Source organism: Pseudomonas sp. TH06 (assembly GCF_016651305.1).
In the GTDB taxonomy this organism is placed as follows: domain Bacteria; phylum Pseudomonadota; class Gammaproteobacteria; order Pseudomonadales; family Pseudomonadaceae; genus Aquipseudomonas.
Map to the genome: position 1 here is coordinate 1,425,320 of NZ_JAEKEC010000001.1, position 19,000 is coordinate 1,444,319.

A 19,000-nucleotide genomic window follows, 5' to 3' on the forward strand; every position below is an offset into this window, starting at 1 on the left:
ACTCATTGGTAATTCTTCGGATATTCCATGATGGTTGCTACCCGAGCGACGCTGCGTAGCTGGTTTTATCGCCCCTGGTTTTTGGCGATGATCGCGGCTGTCCTCAGTGCCAGCCTGCTGATCGCTGGCGGAATGTTCGTGGCGATGCATCAGGTCGAGCAAAACGAAAGCCAGGCCATGAACGCACAGGGCGAACGATTCCTCGCCCGCCTCGAACAATTGTTCGGCCAGTTGCGCGAAAGCCTCGATGATCTTGAAGCCCAGCCCCTGCGCAGTTGCGATGACGAAATGATCACGACGCTGCGGCAAGTCACCTTCAACTATCGTTTCGTCTATGAAGCCGCTTACATGGACGCCTCGCGTACTTGCTCCAACCGTCCGCGCCAGGAAGGCATGTCGGTTAACCGCGCGCCAGATATCAGAGGCCCGACCTACAGTTACTGGCTGAACACCACCACCGAGCCCGATGAAAACCGCGCCGCGCTGATGCTTGGACGCGGCAACTTTCGTGTCGCCACCTCGCGCGGGCATTTGACCGACATGGTCGATCTGTCGCCCGGCAGCAGTCTGCTGGTGGTGCTGGATCATGGCACCCGGGCGATTCCGGTACTTGGCGCAGAACAGGCGTGGCCCCCGAGCGAACACTGGCCGCCGAAAAGCCGCGACGCCTTGCAAGTCACCCAGACCCGACTGATCTATCGCATGCCCACCAACAACCCGGAATATCAGCTGGTGCTGATTACGCCGCGTACCGGCATGCACATACCCGCCATCTGGTGGTGGATGATTCCGGCCTGCCTGGTGCTTGGCGCCTTCGTCGGTTTCGTCGTGTTTCTACTGGTTCGCCAGCGCCAGTCACTGGACGCTGAACTGCACGGCGCCATTCGCCGTGGCGAATTGCAGGTGCTCTATCAGCCGATCTTTGACCTCGACAGCCGCAACTGCGTCGGCGCCGAGGCGTTGCTGCGCTGGCGCCGTCCGGACGGTACGCTGACCAGCCCCGACCTGTTCATTCCCATGGCGGAAAATACCGGACAGATTCGCCAGATGACCGACTTCGTCCTGCAGCGCTTGCTGGAACAATTGGGGCCGGTGTTGCGTGCCAATCCGCAGTTGTATATCTCGGTCAACCTCGCCGCCTGTGATGTGATGGTGCCGCGTATCGGTCAGGTCATGGCGCGTCTGTTGGCACTGCATCGGGTCGCGGCGCGGCAGATTGCCTTCGAAGTCACTGAACGCGGCTTGATTGATGTGGTGGTCGCGCGGGAAAACCTGCAAGCGCTACGCGATGTCGGCCATCAGGTGCTGATTGACGACTTCGGCACCGGTTATTGCAGCCTCGCCTACCTGCAAACACTGCCGGTGGACTGCCTGAAAATCGACAAGGCGTTCATCGACGCTCTCGGCCATGACGCTGCCAGCAGTGGCGTCGCACCGCACATCATTCACATGGCGCAGGCATTGGACCTGAAGGTGATTGCCGAGGGGATCGAGCTTGAGTCGCAAGCCGAATTGCTCAGCAGCGAAGGGGTGAAATTCGGTCAGGGCTGGTTATTCGCCCACGCCCTGAGCGCGGTGCAGTTTATCGAGCTGATCACTCGTGGGCGGCGCCTCGCCGGTCGCCGGCTGGATGACGAGGCCTAAACCGCCAGCGCCATATAAAACTGCGTGCCCTGCCCCGGCCGTGAATAAACCCCCATTCGCCCGCCATGCAGCTGGACGATTTCCTTGCACAGCGCCAATCCCAGCCCGGCGCCGCCCTTTTTGCGCCCGACTTGCACAAACGGTTCGAAGATCCGCCCTTGCTGGCCGTAGGCAATGCCTTCGCCGTTGTCTTCGACGCTGATGATCACCCGCTCGCCGTGGCGACGTGCCTGCAAGCGGATCTGGCCGTCGCGGGCGGTATGCCGTAGGGCGTTGTCGATCAGGTTGTCGAGAACCCGATCCAGCTGCGCCTGATCCGCCTGCAAGCGCGGCAGCGGCCCCTGCACTTCGACGTTCAAGGCGATGCCTTTGGCCTCGGCCGTCTCGGCAAAGCGCAACTGTGCCTGCTCCAGCAAATCCTCGATGGAACACGGCGCCAGCGCCAGTTTCTGCAAGCCGTTCTGGTAACGCGAAAAGTTGAGCAAGTCGTTGATCAACTGCATCAGGCGCTGCATTTCTTCGTTCACGGTGTCGAGCAGGTCCGCTTCGCGGGAATCCGCGGCAAACTTCGCCCGTTCACGGAACAGACCGAACGCCATGTGCATGCCGGTGACCGGCGTGCGTAGCTCATGTGAGGCGCGCAGGACGAACTCGCTGCGCACCCGTTCGAAGGCACGCTGCTCAGTCACATCGTGCAGCACCATCACCGCCCCGAGTATGTGGCCCTGCGTGTGGCTGACCGGCGTCAGGCTGTAAGTCAGCAGGCGGGATTCGCCGTCGACTTCGATGCTCAGGTCCTCCGGCGCCCGCTCCAGGGTGCCGCCGCGCAACACCAGTTGCAGTTGCGCATCCAGCTCCGGCCGTTCGAGTGCCGCGCCCAGGCCTTGACCGAGACGATCGTCGTCCCAGCCCAATTGGCGCTGGGCCACCGGGTTGAGGTGTTCCAGATGCCCCTGGCGGTCAATCATCAACAAGCCGTCGTCGATGCTGTCGAGCACCGCTTGCAAGCGTTGCTGTCCGGCGAGCAACTCATCGACGTTGGTTGCCTGATGCTCGCGCAACGCTTCGGCCATCAGCCCGAACCGCTTGGTCAGCTGATTCATTTCCATCGCCGAGGAAATCGGCAGGGTCACTTCGAAATTGCCTTGGCCGATGTTGTCCGCCGCATGGGCCAGCGCCTCGATCGGCGCACCAAAACGCCGGGCAATGCCGTGGGCCGTGACAAAACCGATAATCAGCACAGCCAACCCGACCAACCCGAGCAGGCCAGCCACCAAAAGCGCCCGGTCGCGTGCGTCATGCTGCACCGCGTTGATATTGTCGAGTGCATGCTTGTGCTCGGCAATCAGCCCGTTGCGCAACGTGTTGAAGCGTTCACGGAAGTCGGCATTGCTGCTCAACGAAGTGGCCGGATCACGGGACAGGTCGAACGCCTGCAGAAAACTCAGATAATCCGCCTTGGCCTGACTGAAACCATACAAGCGGCCATCGCCCTCCTGCTCCTGGGCAATACCTTCGTCGAGGAGTTGAAAGTAATGCTGCTTGGAGGCCTCGAACGCGACGGGGTCAGGCTTTTCCGCGAGCATGATGATCAGTTGATCACCCAACGTCTGGCGCAGCTTGAGCCCCAGATCGAGGGTGACGAAGTTGCTGCGCACCAGCGCTTCCTGGGTTCCGGCCATTTGCATCACACTGACCAGCCCGAGCAACAGCCCCAGCAAAGCCACGGTGATCAGTGCGGAAATACTCAGGAACAACCGGGTCCGCAACTTCATCGCCAGTTTCATCGTTGGGCGCTCACAGGTTGTACTGCTTGCGCTTGCGATACAGGGTCGAGGCGTCGATGCCCAGGGTTTTCGCGGCTTGATCCAGAGTGCCGGCGGTGGCAAGGACGGCACCGATGTGGGCCTTTTCCAACTCGTCGAGACTCAGTGCTGCGCCGACCCGTGGCGCGTTGTTGGCCGGTTGTTCGGCCATGCCGAGGTGGCTGATTTCTACCCGTTCCTGCGGACAGATGATGCTTGCCCGCTCGACCACGTTGCGCAGCTCACGAATGTTACCGGGCCAGCGGTAGCCGAGAAGCGCCTCGCGGGCCTCGTCGCTAAAACCCCGCGCCGGGCGCGCATACTCTTTGACGAAGCGGGCGAGAAAGCGGTCGGCCAAGGTCAGAATGTCTTCGGCACGTTCACGCAATGGCGGCAGGTGCAGAGTGATGACGTTCAGGCGATAGAGCAGGTCTTCACGGAAGCGACCGTCACGGACCATGTCTTCGAGATTGAGGTTGGTCGCCGCGAGGATGCGCACATCGGCGCGACGGGTTACCGGATCACCTACCCGCTCGTATTCCTTGTCCTGAATGAAACGCAGCAACTTGGGTTGCAAGGTCAGTGGAAAATCGCCGATCTCGTCGAGAAACAGCGTGCCGCCATCAGCTTGGTTAACCCGGCCCAAGGTGCTTTCGCTCGCGCCGGTAAATGCACCGCGGCTGTGGCCGAACAACTCGCTTTCCATCAGTTCGGCAGTCAACGACGGGCAGTTGATGGTCACGCAGGATTTCTTCTCACGCTTGCTCCAGCCGTGAATCGCTCGGGCCAGCTCGCCTTTACCGGTGCCGGACTCGCCGAGAATAAGAATGTTGGCGTCAGTGCTCGCCACCTGGCGGGCGGTCTCCAATACGACTTTCATTGCCGGGCTGTGGGAATCGAGGCCGTCCTTCGGTTTGCGGATCTCGCCCTCCAGCGCTTCGAGGCGCGCCGAGAGTTGACGCACTTCCAGTTGCTTGGCCGTTGCCAGACGCAGTTGGTCAGGGCTGCATGGCTTGACCAGATAGTCGGCGGCGCCAGCCTGGATCGCATCCACGGCGGTATCGACAGCCGAATGCGCGGTGACAATCACCACGCGCATCCACGGCGCCTGAATACGCATTTGCGCCAGTACGTCGAGGCCGTTGTCCTCGCCCAGACGTAAATCAAGGAAGCACAGGTCGAACACCTGGCGTTGCAGCAGTGCGTCGGCCTGGGCCGCGCTATTGGCGGTGGCCACCGTATAACCTTCGTCTTCGAGGCAATAACGGAAGGTTCGCAGGATGGCGGATTCATCATCCACCAGCAGAATGCGGCCTTGATGCTCAGTGGCAGATTCCATTTTTCCTACGCTCCATAAAGATTGGTCTTGGGTTAGTCCCGGAAAAATCGGGCAAGTTGCATGGTTGATTCTGAACGATGCCAGCCATAGGAGGGTAGCTCTCTCCTGCCTTTACGGCTAATCCACTGATTTTGTTGAGTTTTTAAACAAAGGCCGATTTGCAGGGCATTCCCTGCGTACTTTTCTGACATCCGTGCCCCGCTCTCAATTCCATAAGAATGAATTCTCCTACGAAATAATCGTGCATTCCGCACGACCCTGAATGACCCATCGTGCAGGATGCGTCGCAAACATTTTTTATCACTCATATAACTCGTTGATTTTATTGAATATTTTTTAGATAAAAAACTGGCATGCAGGCTGCAATACCTTATTCAGCCCGGGCAGATCAGCACTGCCCCAACCGAATAAGAGTGAGGAACCCAGGATGACTCGCCAACGTGCCGCCCAAGTGCGTATCTCGCCACTGCATATCCAGCAAGGTCTGTTTGGCGTACTTGCGCTGTTGATCACCCTGATCGCGTGCCAGCAATACCTGAGCTGGGAAAACAGCCAGAAGCCTGAGCCGCTGATCTCGATGCAGCACAGCACGCAGAAGCACTTCAGCGCCGTCAGCAGCAGCCAGGCCGAAAGCGCCTCGATGCGCATGATGGACGTCGATCAAGCGCAACCACTGGACGAGATGCCACGTGAAGAGCGCTGGGTTTTCTGACTGATTGAACAGATTCGGGCGCGATGCGCCAGAACTCGCAGCATCCCTAAATAGAGAAGTAAGGAGAATCACCATGTTGAGCTGGGCAATTACATTCTTGATCATTGCCATCATCGCTGCAGTACTGGGCTTCGGTGGTATCGCGGGCACCGCCACGGGTATCGCCAAGATTCTCTTTGTCGTGTTCCTGGTGATGTTCATCGCTTCCTTCTTCTTTGGCCGTCGCGGCCGAGGTTAACGATGAGTGCGTTAAAGACACTGGCAGCCGCCCTGCTTCTGGGCGGTAGTGCCATGGCGATGGCGGCCAATGACGGCCAGACGCGGGTCAACGAACTGTTGAGTTCCGACCCGCAATACCGGGAAACCTGGGAAGGCGTGGTGAAGAAGGAAGAACGCCTGCCGGAATGGGTGATGAACCTGTCCGGTACGCCGGACCAACAGATGAATGCCGTGACTGAAGATGGCGACAAGTATCTGGTCGGGCCGCTCTGCGAATCGCAGGACAAGTGCCTCAATCACCGCTTGATCGTCGCGTTCAGTTTCGACAAGAAGGACGCTTACGCCATGCTCGTCGATGTGCCTGAAGGATTGCCGGCGGACAAGTCGCCAACGCGACATGCCACTTACCGCTTCCTCGGCAAACCCGATCAGGGCATGCAGGATCTTTTGATGGAAACCCTGAAGAAAGATCCGAAGTGGTACTGATTCGAACATGAAGGCAGCAGCCCTGCTGCTTTCCATTGCGCCCACCCGAGGAAGGCGAGCGCATGACCAAGGGGCCGGGACGTTCTGACTGTTTCAGGGTCGGAGTGACCTACGGGCACAAGGAGTGCCTGCGATGAGGGCCGGGTCAGGGTAAAAGCTGCGCCGCAGGTTCGCCGACCCACAGCGGTTCGACGGACTTGCGCTGAGCTTTTCGCCAAGCCAAAACATTGATCCAGAGCGCTCCGCTCTTCTTTTTATCGCTCACACTGCGCGCGAAAAACATTTCGCGGTGTTTCCGGGCGACCGTATATCGACAAAGAGACCGTTTAAACAGTGGGACTTCTACTCTCTCCGCGTAGGCTTTTTCCTTAATTTCCAGTCGATTTTTCTCGTTCAAAAAATAACCAACCTACGCTGTAATGGCCGGTTAACGGCACTTATGCCGGCTGAAATGTCACAATCGAACCGGTTGGGACGCCAGTTTCAATTAAAAAAGCTCATGCCGATTCGGCATAGGGTAGGCGTTTACGGCATTAGACGGCGCAACCTTGCATCGGAATAGTTGCGCCTTTTTTCGCCTGCCGAAGAGCCGTAAACACTCGCTTCGGGGCACCTTATACGGAGGCAGATGCACAGACTTTTCCGCTAAAGAGCGTTCCAGTTCCTGCATGTGCCTGAGTCAAACGCAAGTAAGGGTAAAGATAATGAAGAAGGCAAAACTCAGCCTCGCCTGGCAGATCCTCATCGGTCTGGTTCTAGGGATTGCAATTGGTGCGTTGCTCAACCATTTCAGTGCCGAGAAGGCTTGGTGGATCAGCAACGTCCTGCAACCGGCAGGCGATATCTTTATCCGTCTGATCAAGATGATCGTGATCCCGATCGTCATCTCCTCCCTCATCGTCGGCATCGCCGGCGTGGGCGACGCCAAGAAGCTCGGGCGTATCGGCCTGAAGACGATCATCTATTTCGAGATCGTCACCACCATCGCCATCGTCGTCGGCCTGCTGCTGGCCAACCTGTTCCATCCTGGAACCGGCATCGACATGAGCACGCTGGGCACGGTGGATATCTCCAAGTACCAGGCGACTGCCGCCGAGGTACAGCATGAACACGCGTTCATCGAGACCATCCTCAACCTGATCCCGTCGAACATCTTCGCGGCCATGGCCCGCGGCGAAATGCTGCCGATCATCTTCTTCTCCGTGCTGTTCGGTCTCGGTCTGTCGAGCCTGCAGTCGGACCTGCGCGAACCGCTGGTAAAGATGTTCCAGGGCGTTTCGGAGAGCATGTTCAAAGTCACCCACATGATCATGAACTACGCCCCTATCGGTGTATTCGCCCTGATCGCGGTGACCGTCGCCAACTTCGGCTTCGCTTCCCTGCTGCCGCTGGCCAAACTGGTGATCCTGGTTTACGTCGCCATCGCCTTCTTCGCCTTCGTGGTACTGGGCCTGATCGCCAAGCTGTTCGGCTTCTCGGTGCTCAAGCTGATGCGCATCTTCAAGGATGAGCTGGTGCTGGCCTACTCCACCGCCTCCTCGGAAACCGTGCTGCCGCGCGTGATCGAGAAGATGGAAGCCTACGGCGCGCCGAAAGCCATCTGCAGCTTCGTGGTGCCGACCGGTTACTCGTTCAACCTCGACGGTTCGACCCTGTACCAGTCCATTGCGGCGATCTTCATTGCCCAGCTGTACGGCATCGACCTGTCGATCAGCCAGCAACTGCTGCTGGTCCTGACCCTGATGGTCACCTCCAAAGGCATCGCCGGCGTACCGGGCGTTTCCTTCGTGGTGCTGCTGGCGACTCTGGGCAGCGTTGGTATTCCGCTGGAAGGCCTGGCGTTCATCGCCGGTGTCGACCGCATCATGGACATGGCCCGTACCGCACTGAACGTGATCGGCAACGCCCTCGCCGTGCTGGTCATCGCACGCTGGGAAGGCATGTACGACGACGCCAAGGGCGAGCGCTACTGGAACTCCCTGCCGCACTGGCGCAGCAAGGAAAAGCTGCCGGCTGGCGAGATTTCCAAGAACTGACATAAATCTTGTAGGAGTGAGCCTGCTCGCGATGAGGGCCGTACATTCAACATCTCTGTTGCTTGATACACCGCCATCGCGAGCAGGCTCACTCCTACAGTGGACCGAGTCAGCCAAACGAACCCCGGAGAAATCCGGGGTTTGTCGTTTCTGGCGACCCCGCTATCATTCGCCGCATTCTTCGGGGGATTTGACTGATGCTTAATGGCCTGTGGCTTGGCTTCTTCATCGTGGCAGCCGTGTCGGCGCTGGCGCAGTGGCTGATCGGCGGCAACGCCGGGATTTTCGCGGCGATGGTGGAAAGCATTTTTGCCATGGCCAAGCTCTCGGTCGAAGTCATGGTACTGCTGTTCGGCACCCTCACCCTCTGGCTGGGCTTCCTGCGCATTGCCGAGAAGGCCGGCATTGTCGAATGGCTGGCCAAGGTACTCGGCCCGCTGTTCCTGCGGCTGATGCCGGAAGTCCCGCCCGGTCACCCTGCCCTCGGCCTGATCACCCTGAACTTCGCCGCCAACGGCCTCGGCCTGGACAACGCCGCCACGCCCATCGGCCTGAAAGCCATGAAGGCGCTGCAGGAGCTCAATCCCAGCGCCACGGTCGCCAGCAACGCACAAATCCTCTTCCTGGTGCTCAACGCCTCGTCGCTGACCCTGCTGCCGGTGACGATCTTCATGTACCGCGCTCAGCAAGGCGCGCCGGACCCGACACTGGTGTTCCTGCCGATTCTGCTGGCGACCAGTTGCTCGACCATCGTCGGCTTCCTTTCGGTGGCGTTCATGCAGCGCCTGCGGATCTGGGATCCGGTGGTGCTGGCGTATCTGATTCCCGGCGCCCTCGCCCTTGGTGGCTTCATGGCCCTGCTGGGCACCCTTTCAGCCACCGCGCTGGCGGGATTGTCGTCGATCCTCGGCAATCTCACGCTGTTCGGCTTGATCATGCTGTTTCTGATCATTGGTGCCTTGCGCAAAGTGAAGGTCTACGAAGCGTTCGTCGAAGGCGCCAAGGAAGGCTTCGATGTGGCGAAGAATCTGCTGCCGTATCTGGTGGCGATGCTTTGTGCCGTAGGCGTATTGCGCGCATCCGGGGCACTGGATTTTGGTCTGGACGGCATTCGTCATCTGGTCGAATGGGCCGGTTGGGACACGCGCTTCGTCGACGCCTTGCCGACGGCAATGGTCAAACCGTTCTCCGGCAGCGCCGCGCGGGCGATGCTGATTGAAACCATGAAGACTTCAGGCGTCGACAGCTTTCCGGCGCTGGTCGCGGCAACAGTGCAGGGCAGTACCGAGACGACGTTCTATGTGCTGGCGGTGTATTTCGGCGCGGTGGGGATTCAGCGGGCGCGGCATGCGGTGGGGTGTGCGTTGTTGGCGGAGTTGGCCGGGGTCTTGGGTGCTATCGGCGTCTGCTACTGGTTCTTCGGCTAACCACAAAATAAAACTGTAGGAGTGAGCCTGCTCGCGATAGCGGTCTATCAGTCACTATCATCGGCGACTGTCACTCAGCTATCGCAAGCAGGCTCACTCCTACAGGGATTGTGGTGAATCAGGGGTTCTGCGGGGCGAGTTTCTGGCCTTGGTCGACGGTCCACGCGACGACTTTTGCAGTGAGGCGATCACTGGCCTGACCAAACCCGGCGACCACCGCCGGAACCTGCACATCGCTCAACGGCTGGCGCTCTTCAAAGCGCCGACTGGCGAGTATCCGCTGGTCATAACCACGCACAATCAATGCATCCAATCGCACCACGACACTGGCCTGCGTGCCCTGATACTCAGTCTGAAACGCCTGCAAATTCCCGCCCAATTCCAGATCCGCCGCAAAATTGCTGTCATCGGTACTCAGCAACGTCACCCGGCCATCACGCGCAAACCCGTCCAGCAAGCGATTGCGCAGCAGCACCGGCGCCGGATCGCTCCAGCGCGAAGCCTTGTAGCTGCTGATCACGTCGCCTTGCGGGATGACAGCGATGTTCGGCCGGTTCAACGCTTCGCTGGCCTGTAATTTATTCAGCCGTAGCGACCAGTGTTGCGGCGCCGCTGAACTGGCCGAGGCGGGCGCCTGAGTGGCCGGCAGGCGATAGACATCCGCCGGTTCCGACTTGGGCAGAATCGAGCACGAACTGATCAGCACAAAACCGGCGAGGAGGGCGAGGCGAGTCAGCTTCATGGCGTGAACTCCTTGTTCTTGTCACTGCCCAGCAGGTAACCGCTGGGGTTGGCCTCCAGACGTTGAGAGATGGCGCGCAGCGAAGTCAGGGTTTCGCGCAGTTCGCGAATCGCCGGGGCCAGGCCGTTGAGGCCCTGCATGCCGTTGTCGAGAGAGTTCTGATTCTTGCTCAGCAAGGTATTGATCGTGGCGCTGCTCTGCTCCAGCGACTTCATCGCCTGTTCGGCACTGCCCAGCGCTTGTTTGCCCTGATCGTTGAGCAGGCCGTTGGCGTTGCGCATCAACGCCGAAGTCTGTTCGAGCATGCTGCCGGCCTGTTTGCCGACTGTCGCCAGTTGCTGCATGGCCTGACGCAGATCGCCACGTTGGTCATTGATCGAGCCGGTGGTCTGCTCCAGATGCGCCAGGGTTTTGCTCACGCGCTCGACGTTCTCGGCGGAGAACATCTGATTGGCGTTACCCAGCAAAGAACTGATGCCGCTCATCAAGTCGTTGCTGTCATTGAGCAGTCGCGAAATAGGCGAGGGCGAAGCGACAATGATCGGCAGCTTGCCGTCGTGGCCCTTGAGCTGCGGACTGTCTGGCGTGCCACCGCTTAGCTGGATGATCGAGGTTCCGGTAATCCCGGCCAGCGCCAGTTTGGCCTGGGTGTCTTCCTTGACCGGCGTGTCGCCGCCCAGCCGAATCCGCGCCAGCACCCGGCGGGGATCCTTGGGGTCGAGGCGCAGGCTGACCACGTCGCCGACCTTGATGCCGCTGTACTGCACCGGGCTGCCTTTGGACAGACCGCTGACCGCCTCGTTGAAGACGATTTCGTAATCCTTGAACTCGGTGTCGACGCTGGACTTGGCCAGCCACAGGCCGAAGAGCAGGGCGCCCGCCACGACAATAACCGAGAACAGGCCAATCAACACATGATGGGCTCGGGTTTCCATGTCAGACCTCGTTGAGCAATTTGGCGGCGTCCAGCGCCGAGCGGCCGCGCGGGCCGTGGAAGTATTCGTGAATCCACGCGTCATCCGTTTCCGAAACGACGTCGATGGGGCCGGCGACCAGCACTTTCTTCTGTGCCAGCACCGCCACGCGGTCGGTGATGGTGTAGAGCGTGTCGAGGTCGTGGGTCACCAGAAACACGCTTAGGCCCAGCGCATCGCGCAGAGTCAGGATCAGTTGATCGAACTGTGCCGCGCCAATCGGATCGAGGCCGGCGGTCGGTTCATCGAGAAACAGGATGTCCGGGTCCAGCGCCAGCGCCCGGGCCAGCGCCGCACGCTTGATCATGCCGCCGGACAGCGACGCCGGGTACTTGTCCGCCGCCGACAGCGGCAGCCCGGCCAGCGCCAGTTTGACTGCCGCCAGATGTTCGGCGTCCTCGCGGCTGAGGCCGGCGTGTTCGATGAGGGGCAGGGCGACGTTCTCGGTGACGGTCAGCGACGAGAACAACGCGCCTTTCTGGAACAGCACGCCAAAGCGCCGTTCGACCAGCGAACGCTCATGCTCGGACAGGCTCGGCAGGTTTTGTCCGAAGACTTTGACCACGCCCTCGCTGGGCCGGCGCAGGCCGACGATACTGCGCAGCAACACCGACTTGCCGCTGCCGGAGCCGCCGACCACGGCGAGGATTTCGCCCTTGTACAAATCCAGATCGAGGTTTTCGTGCACGCTCTGGCTGCCAAAGCGATTGCACAGGCCACGGACTTCAATCACCGCCTCCGAGGGCGCGCGGGGTAGACGACTCACCAGCCCATCTCCATGAAGAACAGCGCGGCCACCGCGTCGAGCACGATCACCACGAAAATCGACTGCACCACCGCCGAGGTGGTGTGGGCGCCGACCGATTCGGCGCTGCCGCTGACCTTGAAACCTTCCAGACAGCCAATCGTCGCAATGAGGAACGCAAAGATCGGGGCTTTCACCAGCCCCACCAGAAAGTGCTGAATGCCGATGTCGGCTTGCAGCACCGAGAGGAACATTGCCGGCGAAATTCCCAGCGACACCGCGCAGACCACACCGCCGCCAATGATCCCGCAGAGCATCGCCAGAAACGTCAGCATCGGCAGCGCCACCAGCATCGCCAGCACCCGTGGCACCACCAGCAACTCGACGGGGTCGAGGCCCAGTGTGCGAATCGCGTCGATCTCTTCGTTGGCCTTCATCGAGCCGATCTGTGCGGTGAAGGCACTGGCAGTGCGCCCAGCCATCAGGATCGCGGTCAGCAACACGCCGAACTCACGCAAAAACGAGAATCCGACCAGGTCCACGGTAAAAATCGTCGCGCCGAAACTGGCCAGCACCGTCGCGCCGAGAAAAGCCACCACGGCGCCGACCAGAAAGGTCAGCAACGCCACAATCGGTGCGGCATCGAGACCGGTCTGTTCAATGTGGGCAATCATTGGCGTGATCCGCCAGCGCTTGGGCCGGAACAGTCCACGGGCAATGGTTTCGAGGATCAGGCCGATGAAACCCAGCACTTGCAGGGTGTCCTGCCAGACCGTATCGACGGCACGACCGATGCGCGTCAGCAGTTGCACGCTGACGCTGACTTCCGGCTCTTTGACCGGCACGCAGAAATCGGTCAGTGAGCGATACACCGTTTGCAGCAGGGCGCGGTCGGCCTGGGAAATCGTGCAATCGGGGTGTTCGGCGGATTTGCCGAGGCGCTCTGAGCCGAGCAGTTCCACCAGCAAGGAAGCGCCAGCGGTGTCGAGGGCGCCGAGACCGTTAAGGTCGATCGAGGTAGTGGTGTCATATTGGCCGTGGAGCTTTTCGGTCAGGTGCTTGAGCTCGGCGTAATGGGCAAGCGTCCAGTCCCCGGACACCCGCAGGCGGGCAGGGCTGATCGATGTATCCAGTTGGGCACTGCCGGTGATCGAGCTGCTGGTCATAAGCTCCGTGCTTTTTCGGCTAAATACGCTGGCATACGTAATAGCACGAACCCGATTACTTTTCTTTGATCGCTGTGCTGTCCGTCACTTCAAAACGCAGCACGCCGATCACCTGGCCGTCCTCGGTGAGCACCCGGACTTGCCATTTGCCCGCCGGGTTGCCGGGGAAATTCTGCTTGTGCGTCCACGCCCGGTAGCCTTCCTTGCGTCCGCCGTGGATGTCGAGGGCGATGCGGTCGACCTCTTTTCCGTTGAACTGCCAGACGTGATAAATCCGCTCATCGAGCCCGCGCGGCGCATTGATCGCGGTGTAGGCGTAGAGCCCGCCGTTGCGGATCTGCTCGGCGCTGACCGTATCGAGGCTGGCGCCGGGGGTGCGATCCTGCAACTGCGTACTGATCGCCACGTCAGTCATCCACAGCGTTGCCGGCGGCACCCACGAACGCAATACCCAACCGACGCCGCCAATGCCAATGGTGATGCTGAGAATCGCCAGCGCGTTACGCACCGTGCGGATCGGGAAAATCGACGCCAGGCTCGGGAACGACAACAACACGGCAATGCCCAGTGCCCATTTGAAACTCTGCGCGGTGGTCAGGTGCATGATCACCGGCAGCGCGGTGAGCAGGGCGGCGAACAGGGTCAGGGTGTGCAACGCGAGAAACGCCCAGCGCCGTGGCGCCAGCCATTTGTAGTAAAGCGGATCGACGATGGAGATCAGTGCAGCGACGCTGAGCAGGCCGGTGAAAATCAGCTGGCCGCTGTTCCACGTCGTGGTGATGAAGAAGAACGGCAGAACGAAAAAAAGGCTTTCCTGATGGATCATCTGCGTCGCGTAACGCAGCAACGGCTGGGGGATTTCCCGTTTGAACACGCGGGTGAACAGGCCGGTCAGGGTGTTTTCCAGCATCAGCCAGATCCAGCTGAGCAGCATGATGATGGTGATCCAGCTCGCCAGCCCCTGCTGGCGGTCGACCAGAATGAAACTGCCGACCCCGGAGATGAAACCGCCAAGCGCAATGACCCCCGGATAGCGCTTCATCAGTTCGAGGATGCGCTGGATCAGGAGCTGTATTTTCGGCATGTCGGGGTTCACAACGCTGTAGGAAAAATCCCAGAAAGGTTAACGCCGCCGGGCCCCTGTGGCGAGGGGATTTATCCCCAATCGGCGGCGCAGCCGTCGCAAATCCTGCACATGCGTTTTGTCTGGAGGAACGGGTTTGTCGGGGTTGGGGCCGCTGCGCAGCCCATCGGGGATAAATCCCCTCGCCACAGGAACCTCATCATCACAACAGGGGTATTCCATGTAGGAGCTGCCGAAGGCTGCGATCTTTTGATCTTCAAGCTCGTTTGCGATGCAACCGCCAGCCAATCAGCCCCAGCAACACCACACCCAATCCACCCGCCACCAGCCACAACACCTGATCATCACTGATCAACGGCTTCTCGATCCGCAGATACCCCGGTTGCAGCAACAATTCCCGCATGGCCTTGTTCGCCGTCTCCAGTGTCACGCCTTGCAGCTCCCGCGCCGGGTTGGCGAAGCGGCCATCCTCGTAATCTCCCAGCGCGCTCCAGTAGTAATCGGCCATCGCGCTGTTGCCCTGTACGGCCCAGGCCTGATGGGCAATGGCAGCTTGTTTGATCCGGGCGAAGGTGTCGGCGTCGAGGCCGTTTTTCAGCAGATCGGCCTTGAGGTCTTCCAGCACTTGAATGGCTTCGTCGACGTCATCGCGATCCAGATCGGCATTCAGGCTCATGAAGCCGACGCCGCCAAACACTTCACGCTCGGCCCACGGCCCGTAGGACAAGCCATGGTTCAGGCGGATTTGTCGGTAAAGCGCCCAGTCGAGGTAGTCCTTGAGGATGTCGAAGGTTTCGTCGTACTGATCGTCCAGCACCGGCTCCGGCACCAGCCAGTGCAGCTTGGCGCTGTCGCCGATAAAACCACGGGTGAGGGTGCGTTCATGGGCGGCACTGGTGCGGATGTCCGGCAACGCTCGGTGCTCGCTCGGGTCAACCGCTTCGAGCGCGCCCCAGGTGCGTTCCAGATAGGCCGGCAGCAGTTTGTCGAGCTCACCGACGACGATCAGGGTCATGTTATTCGGCGCGTACCAGGCCTTGCGCACCTTCTCCAGTTGTTCCTGGGTCAGATGGCCAACCTCGGCGCGCTGCGGGCATTTCAGGCCCAGCTCCACGGCAAGTTGATTGCTCGCCGTGTGGCCCAGGTCCTGGCGATCGAGAAAGCGTTGCAGGCGCGTGTAATGGCCGCCGTCCTCGCGTTCGACCACGCGTTTGGCGGCGTTGATGGCGTTGTCGTCGATGCGCGTCTGGGTCAGCAGATCGAGCAACAGATCGAGCACCTTGCGCTGGTTTTTCGCCGGGGCCTCGATAACGAACGTGGTGTCGGCGTTGCTGGTAAAAGCATTCCATTCACCGCCGAGCGCTTGCATGCGCTCTTCCAGGCCACCTTCGCCGGTGGCGTCGATGCCGCTGAACAGCAAGTGTTCAAGCAGATGCGGCAGCTCTTTTTCATCGCAGTCAAAATCGTCGAGACCGACGCCAACCACCAGCCGGATCGCCACATGCCCGCGTTCCGTGCCGGGTTTGAGCAACAACTGCAAACCGTTGGGCAGCGCATAACCTTCGACCTGGAAACGATCCAGGGCAAAGGCGGGCAGGGAACCGAGCAACAGACAGGCGAACAACAGGCAACGCATAACAGGCTTCCATACGGCTGATTTGGAGATCCGTGTCGTCAGTCAGGACCCCATCGCGAGCAGGCTCACTCCTACTTTTGGAATGCGTCCCCCTGTAGGAGTGAGCCTGCTCGCGATAGCGGCCTGAAGGCTGAATCAATGTAACTGACTAAACCCAGCCGCAGACGTTCAAGGCGAATGCGTGATGTCGGCAATATCGTCCGCCGCCAGCGCGCCGGTATCCGTCGTTTCCAGCACCACATACGCGCTGCTGCAAAACAGCGAGTTAAGCCGTTTCATGTCCGCAATCAATTCCAGGTGCAGCGAACTGGTCTCGATACTCTGCACGATCTTACGTTGCAAGCGACTGACATGCGCATGGGCCAAACGGCGTTCCTGTGCGCGAAAACGACGTTTTTCACGGAGCAATTGCCGGGCGCTTTCCTTGTCGCCGCTGAGAAATACCGACAGGCCCAGGCGCAAATTGGCGGTCAGTTGCTGCTGCAACCCGGCCAGATCCTCCAGCCCCTCTTCGGAAAACGAACGGCGCTGGGATGTCTTCTGCTGCTGGATCTTGCGCAGCATGCGTTCGATCAGATCACTGGCCAGTTTCAGGTTGATCGCCAACTCGATGATCTCGGCCCAGCGCCGACTGTCCTGCTCGCCGAGGTCCTCGCGGGGCATCTGCGCCAGATACAGCTTGATCGCGCTGTACAGCGCTTCGACGTCATCGGTCAGCCGGCGCATTTCCTGGGTAACGGCGGTCTGCTTGCCACGCAGCACATCAAGCGTCGCGTCGAGCATGTTGTCGAGCAGATCGCCCATGCGCAGGGTTTCCCGCGCAGCGTTGGCCAGGGCCAGGCTCGGTGTGACCAATGCGGTCGCATCAAGGTGACGCGGTTTGGCGGTGCCGTTGACCTCCGGACGCTCCGGCAGCAGCCAGGCGCAGAGTCGCGCCATCGGCCCTACCGAAGGCAGCAGAATCAGGCAGCGCGCGGTGTTGTAGAGCAGGTGAAAGCCGATGACCATTTCCTGCGGGCTGAAATCGAGGCTGTCGATCCAGTGCACCAGTGGGTCAAGTACCGGGATGATCAGCAGTAGGCCGATCAGTTTGTACAACAGGCTGCCCAGCGCCACTTGCCGGCCGGCGGCGTTCTGCATGCTGGTGCTCATGAACGCCAGCACGCCGCTGCCGATGTTGGCGCCGATCACCAGACCGATCGCCACTGGCAGACTGATCACACTGGCCCCGGCCAGCGTCGCGGTGAGCAACACGGCGGCGAGGCTGGAGTAGGAAATCATTGCGAACAACGCGCCGACCAGGGCGTCAAGGAGGATGTCGCCGGTCAGCGAGGCGAAAATCACTTTCACGCCCTGTGCGTGGGTGATCGGCGCAGCGGCTTCGACGATCAGTTGCAGCGCGAGAATGATCAGCCCCAGACCAATGCTGACCCGGCCCATTTGCCCGAGCCGCGTCTGTTTGCGCGACAGAAAGAAAATCACCCCAAGGAAAATCAGCAGCGGCGACAACCACGACAAGTCAAACGTCAGCACTCGCGCCATCAACGCCGTACCGACGTCGGCGCCGAGCATGGTTGCCAGCGCCGGGGTCAGCGCCATCAGGCCCTGGCCGACAAAAGACGTGACGAGCATGGCGGTGGCGTTGCTGCTCTGCACCATCGCGGTCACGACGATGCCCGCGACAAAGGCGAGCCAGCGTTTGGACATGTTCTGGCCAATCACATGGCGCAGATTGGTGCCGTAGACCCGCAGGATCCCGGTTCTGACGATGTGCGTGCCCCAGATCAGCAGGGCGACGGCGGAAAGCAGATTGAGCAGGGTGAGCATGCAGACCCCCTGTAGTTGCAGCGCCCCAGAGGGGCAAGTTGACGGTACCGCACGGTTTCTACGTTCTGATACTTAAGCTGTAGTTGGCGAACGGTCTGGGCGCCAGCATTGCACAGCTAAAGTGCCGATTGAAACAAAAGTGTCATGAAAACAGCTTCATCCACCTCTGAATCACAGCCCCGCTTTCGAATGTGCCAATGATCCTGTGGCGAGGGGATTTATCCCCGATGGGTCGCGCAGCGGCCCCGTAGTTGAAGCTAGAAGCAGGGGACTGCTGCGCAATCCATCGGGGATAAATCCCCTCGCCACAGGTTTTCGCTGGTACAAAAAAACCTGTGGGAGACTGGCAAGCCAACTCCCACAGGTTTTGTATTTGCGGCTATCCCGATTACTGGCCCGGGATGTCCTTGCGCAGTTTCACCGGATCCTGCTGCTGTTTCTTTTTGGCCATTGCGCCGCGCAGCTTGATGTTGATCGCTTCAACCGCCAGCGAGAACGCCATCGCGAAGTAGACGTAGCCTTTCGGCACATGCACGTCGAACGACTCGGCAATCAGCACCGTACCGACCACCAGCAGGAACGACAGCGCGAGCATCTTCAGCGACGGGTGCTTGTCGATGAACTCGCTGATCTTGCCCGAGGCCAGCATCATCACCAGCACAGCGACGATGATCGCTGCAACCATCACCGGTACATGGGAAACCATGCCGACTGCGGTGATCACCGAATCCAGCGAGAAGACGATGTCGATGATCGCGATCTGGATGATGGTGTAGAGGAAGTTGCCGCCCTTGCCGCCAGGCGTGTCGTCGCTTTCGTCTTCACCTTCCAGCGCGTGATACATCTCTTGCGAGCTCTTCCACAGCAGGAACAGACCACCGAAGAACAGGATCAGGTCGCGACCGGAAATGCCCTGGCCGAACACCTCGAAGAGGTCGGCGGTGAGGCGCATGACCCAGGTGATCGACAGCAGCAACAGGATTCGCGTGATCATGGCCAGGCCAAGACCGAAGATCCGGGTGCGCTGCTGCATGTGCTTGGGCATGCGGCTGACCAGGATCGAAATCATGATGATGTTATCGATGCCGAGGACGATTTCCAGGGCAGTCAACGTAAAGAAGGCAACCCAGATTTCGGGGTTGGTCAGCCAATCCATGT

At 60.1% G+C, this 19,000-nt stretch carries 17 protein-coding genes; 6 read left to right on the plus strand and 11 right to left on the minus strand.

Annotated features, from left to right (window positions below; genetic code table 11):
- Positions 1 to 27: 27 nt before the first annotated feature.
- Entirely contained in the window at positions 28 to 1,644 is a 1,617-nt protein-coding gene (locus JFT86_RS06250; RefSeq protein WP_201236147.1) for an EAL domain-containing protein, read from the plus strand.
- On the opposite strand, the gene JFT86_RS06255 is transcribed toward JFT86_RS06250, so the two are convergent.
- Entirely contained in the window at positions 1,641 to 3,431 is a 1,791-nt protein-coding gene (locus JFT86_RS06255) for a KinB sensor domain-containing domain (protein ID WP_201236148.1), read from the minus strand. The genes JFT86_RS06250 and JFT86_RS06255 overlap by 4 nt on opposite strands.
- 10 nt (positions 3,432 to 3,441) lie before the next feature.
- Complete coding sequence (gene algB / locus JFT86_RS06260; RefSeq protein ID WP_025112294.1) at positions 3,442 to 4,788, minus strand: sigma-54-dependent response regulator transcription factor AlgB; 1,347 nt, start codon at positions 4,786 to 4,788, stop codon at positions 3,442 to 3,444.
- Between the two features lie 427 nt (positions 4,789 to 5,215).
- On the opposite strand from algB, the gene JFT86_RS06265 reads away from it, so the two are divergent.
- From JFT86_RS06265 to JFT86_RS06275, 3 genes are all read left to right on the plus strand, one after another.
- The gene (locus JFT86_RS06265; RefSeq protein ID WP_201236149.1) at positions 5,216 to 5,500 is read left to right on the plus strand and encodes a hypothetical protein; all 285 of its coding nucleotides are present in this window, start codon (positions 5,216 to 5,218) and stop codon (positions 5,498 to 5,500) included.
- A gap of 73 nt (positions 5,501 to 5,573) precedes the next feature.
- Positions 5,574 to 5,738, plus strand: a complete 165-nt coding sequence (locus JFT86_RS06270; RefSeq protein ID WP_003177151.1) for a DUF1328 domain-containing protein — start codon at positions 5,574 to 5,576, stop codon at positions 5,736 to 5,738.
- Positions 5,739 to 5,740: 2 nt separating this feature from the next.
- On the plus strand, positions 5,741 to 6,205 hold the full coding sequence (locus JFT86_RS06275) for an inhibitor of vertebrate lysozyme family protein (protein WP_201236150.1): 465 nt from the start codon (positions 5,741 to 5,743) through the stop codon (positions 6,203 to 6,205).
- Positions 6,206 to 6,350: 145 nt separating this feature from the next.
- Here the strand turns inward: JFT86_RS06275 and JFT86_RS06280 are convergent, their stop codons facing one another.
- Positions 6,351 to 6,602 (minus strand): hypothetical protein, encoded by a 252-nt coding sequence (locus tag JFT86_RS06280; RefSeq protein ID WP_201236151.1) that lies wholly within the window; start codon positions 6,600 to 6,602, stop codon positions 6,351 to 6,353.
- Positions 6,603 to 6,909: 307 nt separating this feature from the next.
- On the opposite strand from JFT86_RS06280, the gene gltP reads away from it, so the two are divergent.
- Together gltP and JFT86_RS06290 are read left to right on the plus strand one after the other, a co-directional pair.
- Complete coding sequence (gene gltP, locus JFT86_RS06285) at positions 6,910 to 8,241, plus strand: glutamate/aspartate:proton symporter GltP (protein WP_201236152.1); 1,332 nt, start codon at positions 6,910 to 6,912, stop codon at positions 8,239 to 8,241.
- Between the two features lie 197 nt (positions 8,242 to 8,438).
- Positions 8,439 to 9,668 carry a spore maturation protein gene (locus JFT86_RS06290; protein ID WP_201236153.1) on the plus strand — a complete coding sequence of 410 codons (1,230 nt, stop codon included), beginning with the start codon at positions 8,439 to 8,441 and terminating at the stop codon, positions 9,666 to 9,668.
- Between the two features lie 118 nt (positions 9,669 to 9,786).
- On the opposite strand, the gene JFT86_RS06295 is transcribed toward JFT86_RS06290, so the two are convergent.
- The 8 genes from JFT86_RS06295 to JFT86_RS06330 form a co-directional block, all read right to left on the minus strand.
- Complete coding sequence (locus JFT86_RS06295) at positions 9,787 to 10,410, minus strand: ABC-type transport auxiliary lipoprotein family protein (RefSeq protein WP_201236154.1); 624 nt, start codon at positions 10,408 to 10,410, stop codon at positions 9,787 to 9,789.
- Positions 10,407 to 11,345 (minus strand): MlaD family protein, encoded by a 939-nt coding sequence (locus JFT86_RS06300; protein WP_201236155.1) that lies wholly within the window; start codon positions 11,343 to 11,345, stop codon positions 10,407 to 10,409. The genes JFT86_RS06295 and JFT86_RS06300 overlap by 4 nt, the downstream gene beginning before the upstream one ends.
- A gap of 1 nt (position 11,346) precedes the next feature.
- Entirely contained in the window at positions 11,347 to 12,150 is an 804-nt protein-coding gene (locus tag JFT86_RS06305) for an ABC transporter ATP-binding protein (protein ID WP_166222142.1), read from the minus strand.
- The gene (locus tag JFT86_RS06310; RefSeq protein ID WP_201236156.1) at positions 12,147 to 13,295 is read right to left on the minus strand and encodes an ABC transporter permease; all 1,149 of its coding nucleotides are present in this window, start codon (positions 13,293 to 13,295) and stop codon (positions 12,147 to 12,149) included. Before JFT86_RS06310 ends, JFT86_RS06305 begins: the two co-directional genes overlap by 4 nt.
- 55 nt (positions 13,296 to 13,350) lie before the next feature.
- Positions 13,351 to 14,379: a DUF5924 family protein gene (locus JFT86_RS06315; RefSeq protein ID WP_201236157.1), complete on the minus strand. Its 1,029-nt coding sequence runs from the start codon at positions 14,377 to 14,379 to the stop codon at positions 13,351 to 13,353.
- A gap of 256 nt (positions 14,380 to 14,635) precedes the next feature.
- Positions 14,636 to 16,015 (minus strand): insulinase family protein, encoded by a 1,380-nt coding sequence (locus JFT86_RS06320; protein ID WP_201236158.1) that lies wholly within the window; start codon positions 16,013 to 16,015, stop codon positions 14,636 to 14,638.
- A gap of 168 nt (positions 16,016 to 16,183) precedes the next feature.
- Positions 16,184 to 17,842 (minus strand): Na/Pi cotransporter family protein, encoded by a 1,659-nt coding sequence (locus JFT86_RS06325; protein ID WP_201236159.1) that lies wholly within the window; start codon positions 17,840 to 17,842, stop codon positions 16,184 to 16,186.
- A 388-nt stretch (positions 17,843 to 18,230) separates the two neighbouring features.
- Positions 18,231 to 18,998, minus strand: a complete 768-nt coding sequence (locus JFT86_RS06330) for a TerC family protein (RefSeq protein ID WP_201236160.1) — start codon at positions 18,996 to 18,998, stop codon at positions 18,231 to 18,233.
- Positions 18,999 to 19,000: the final 2 nt, after the last annotated feature.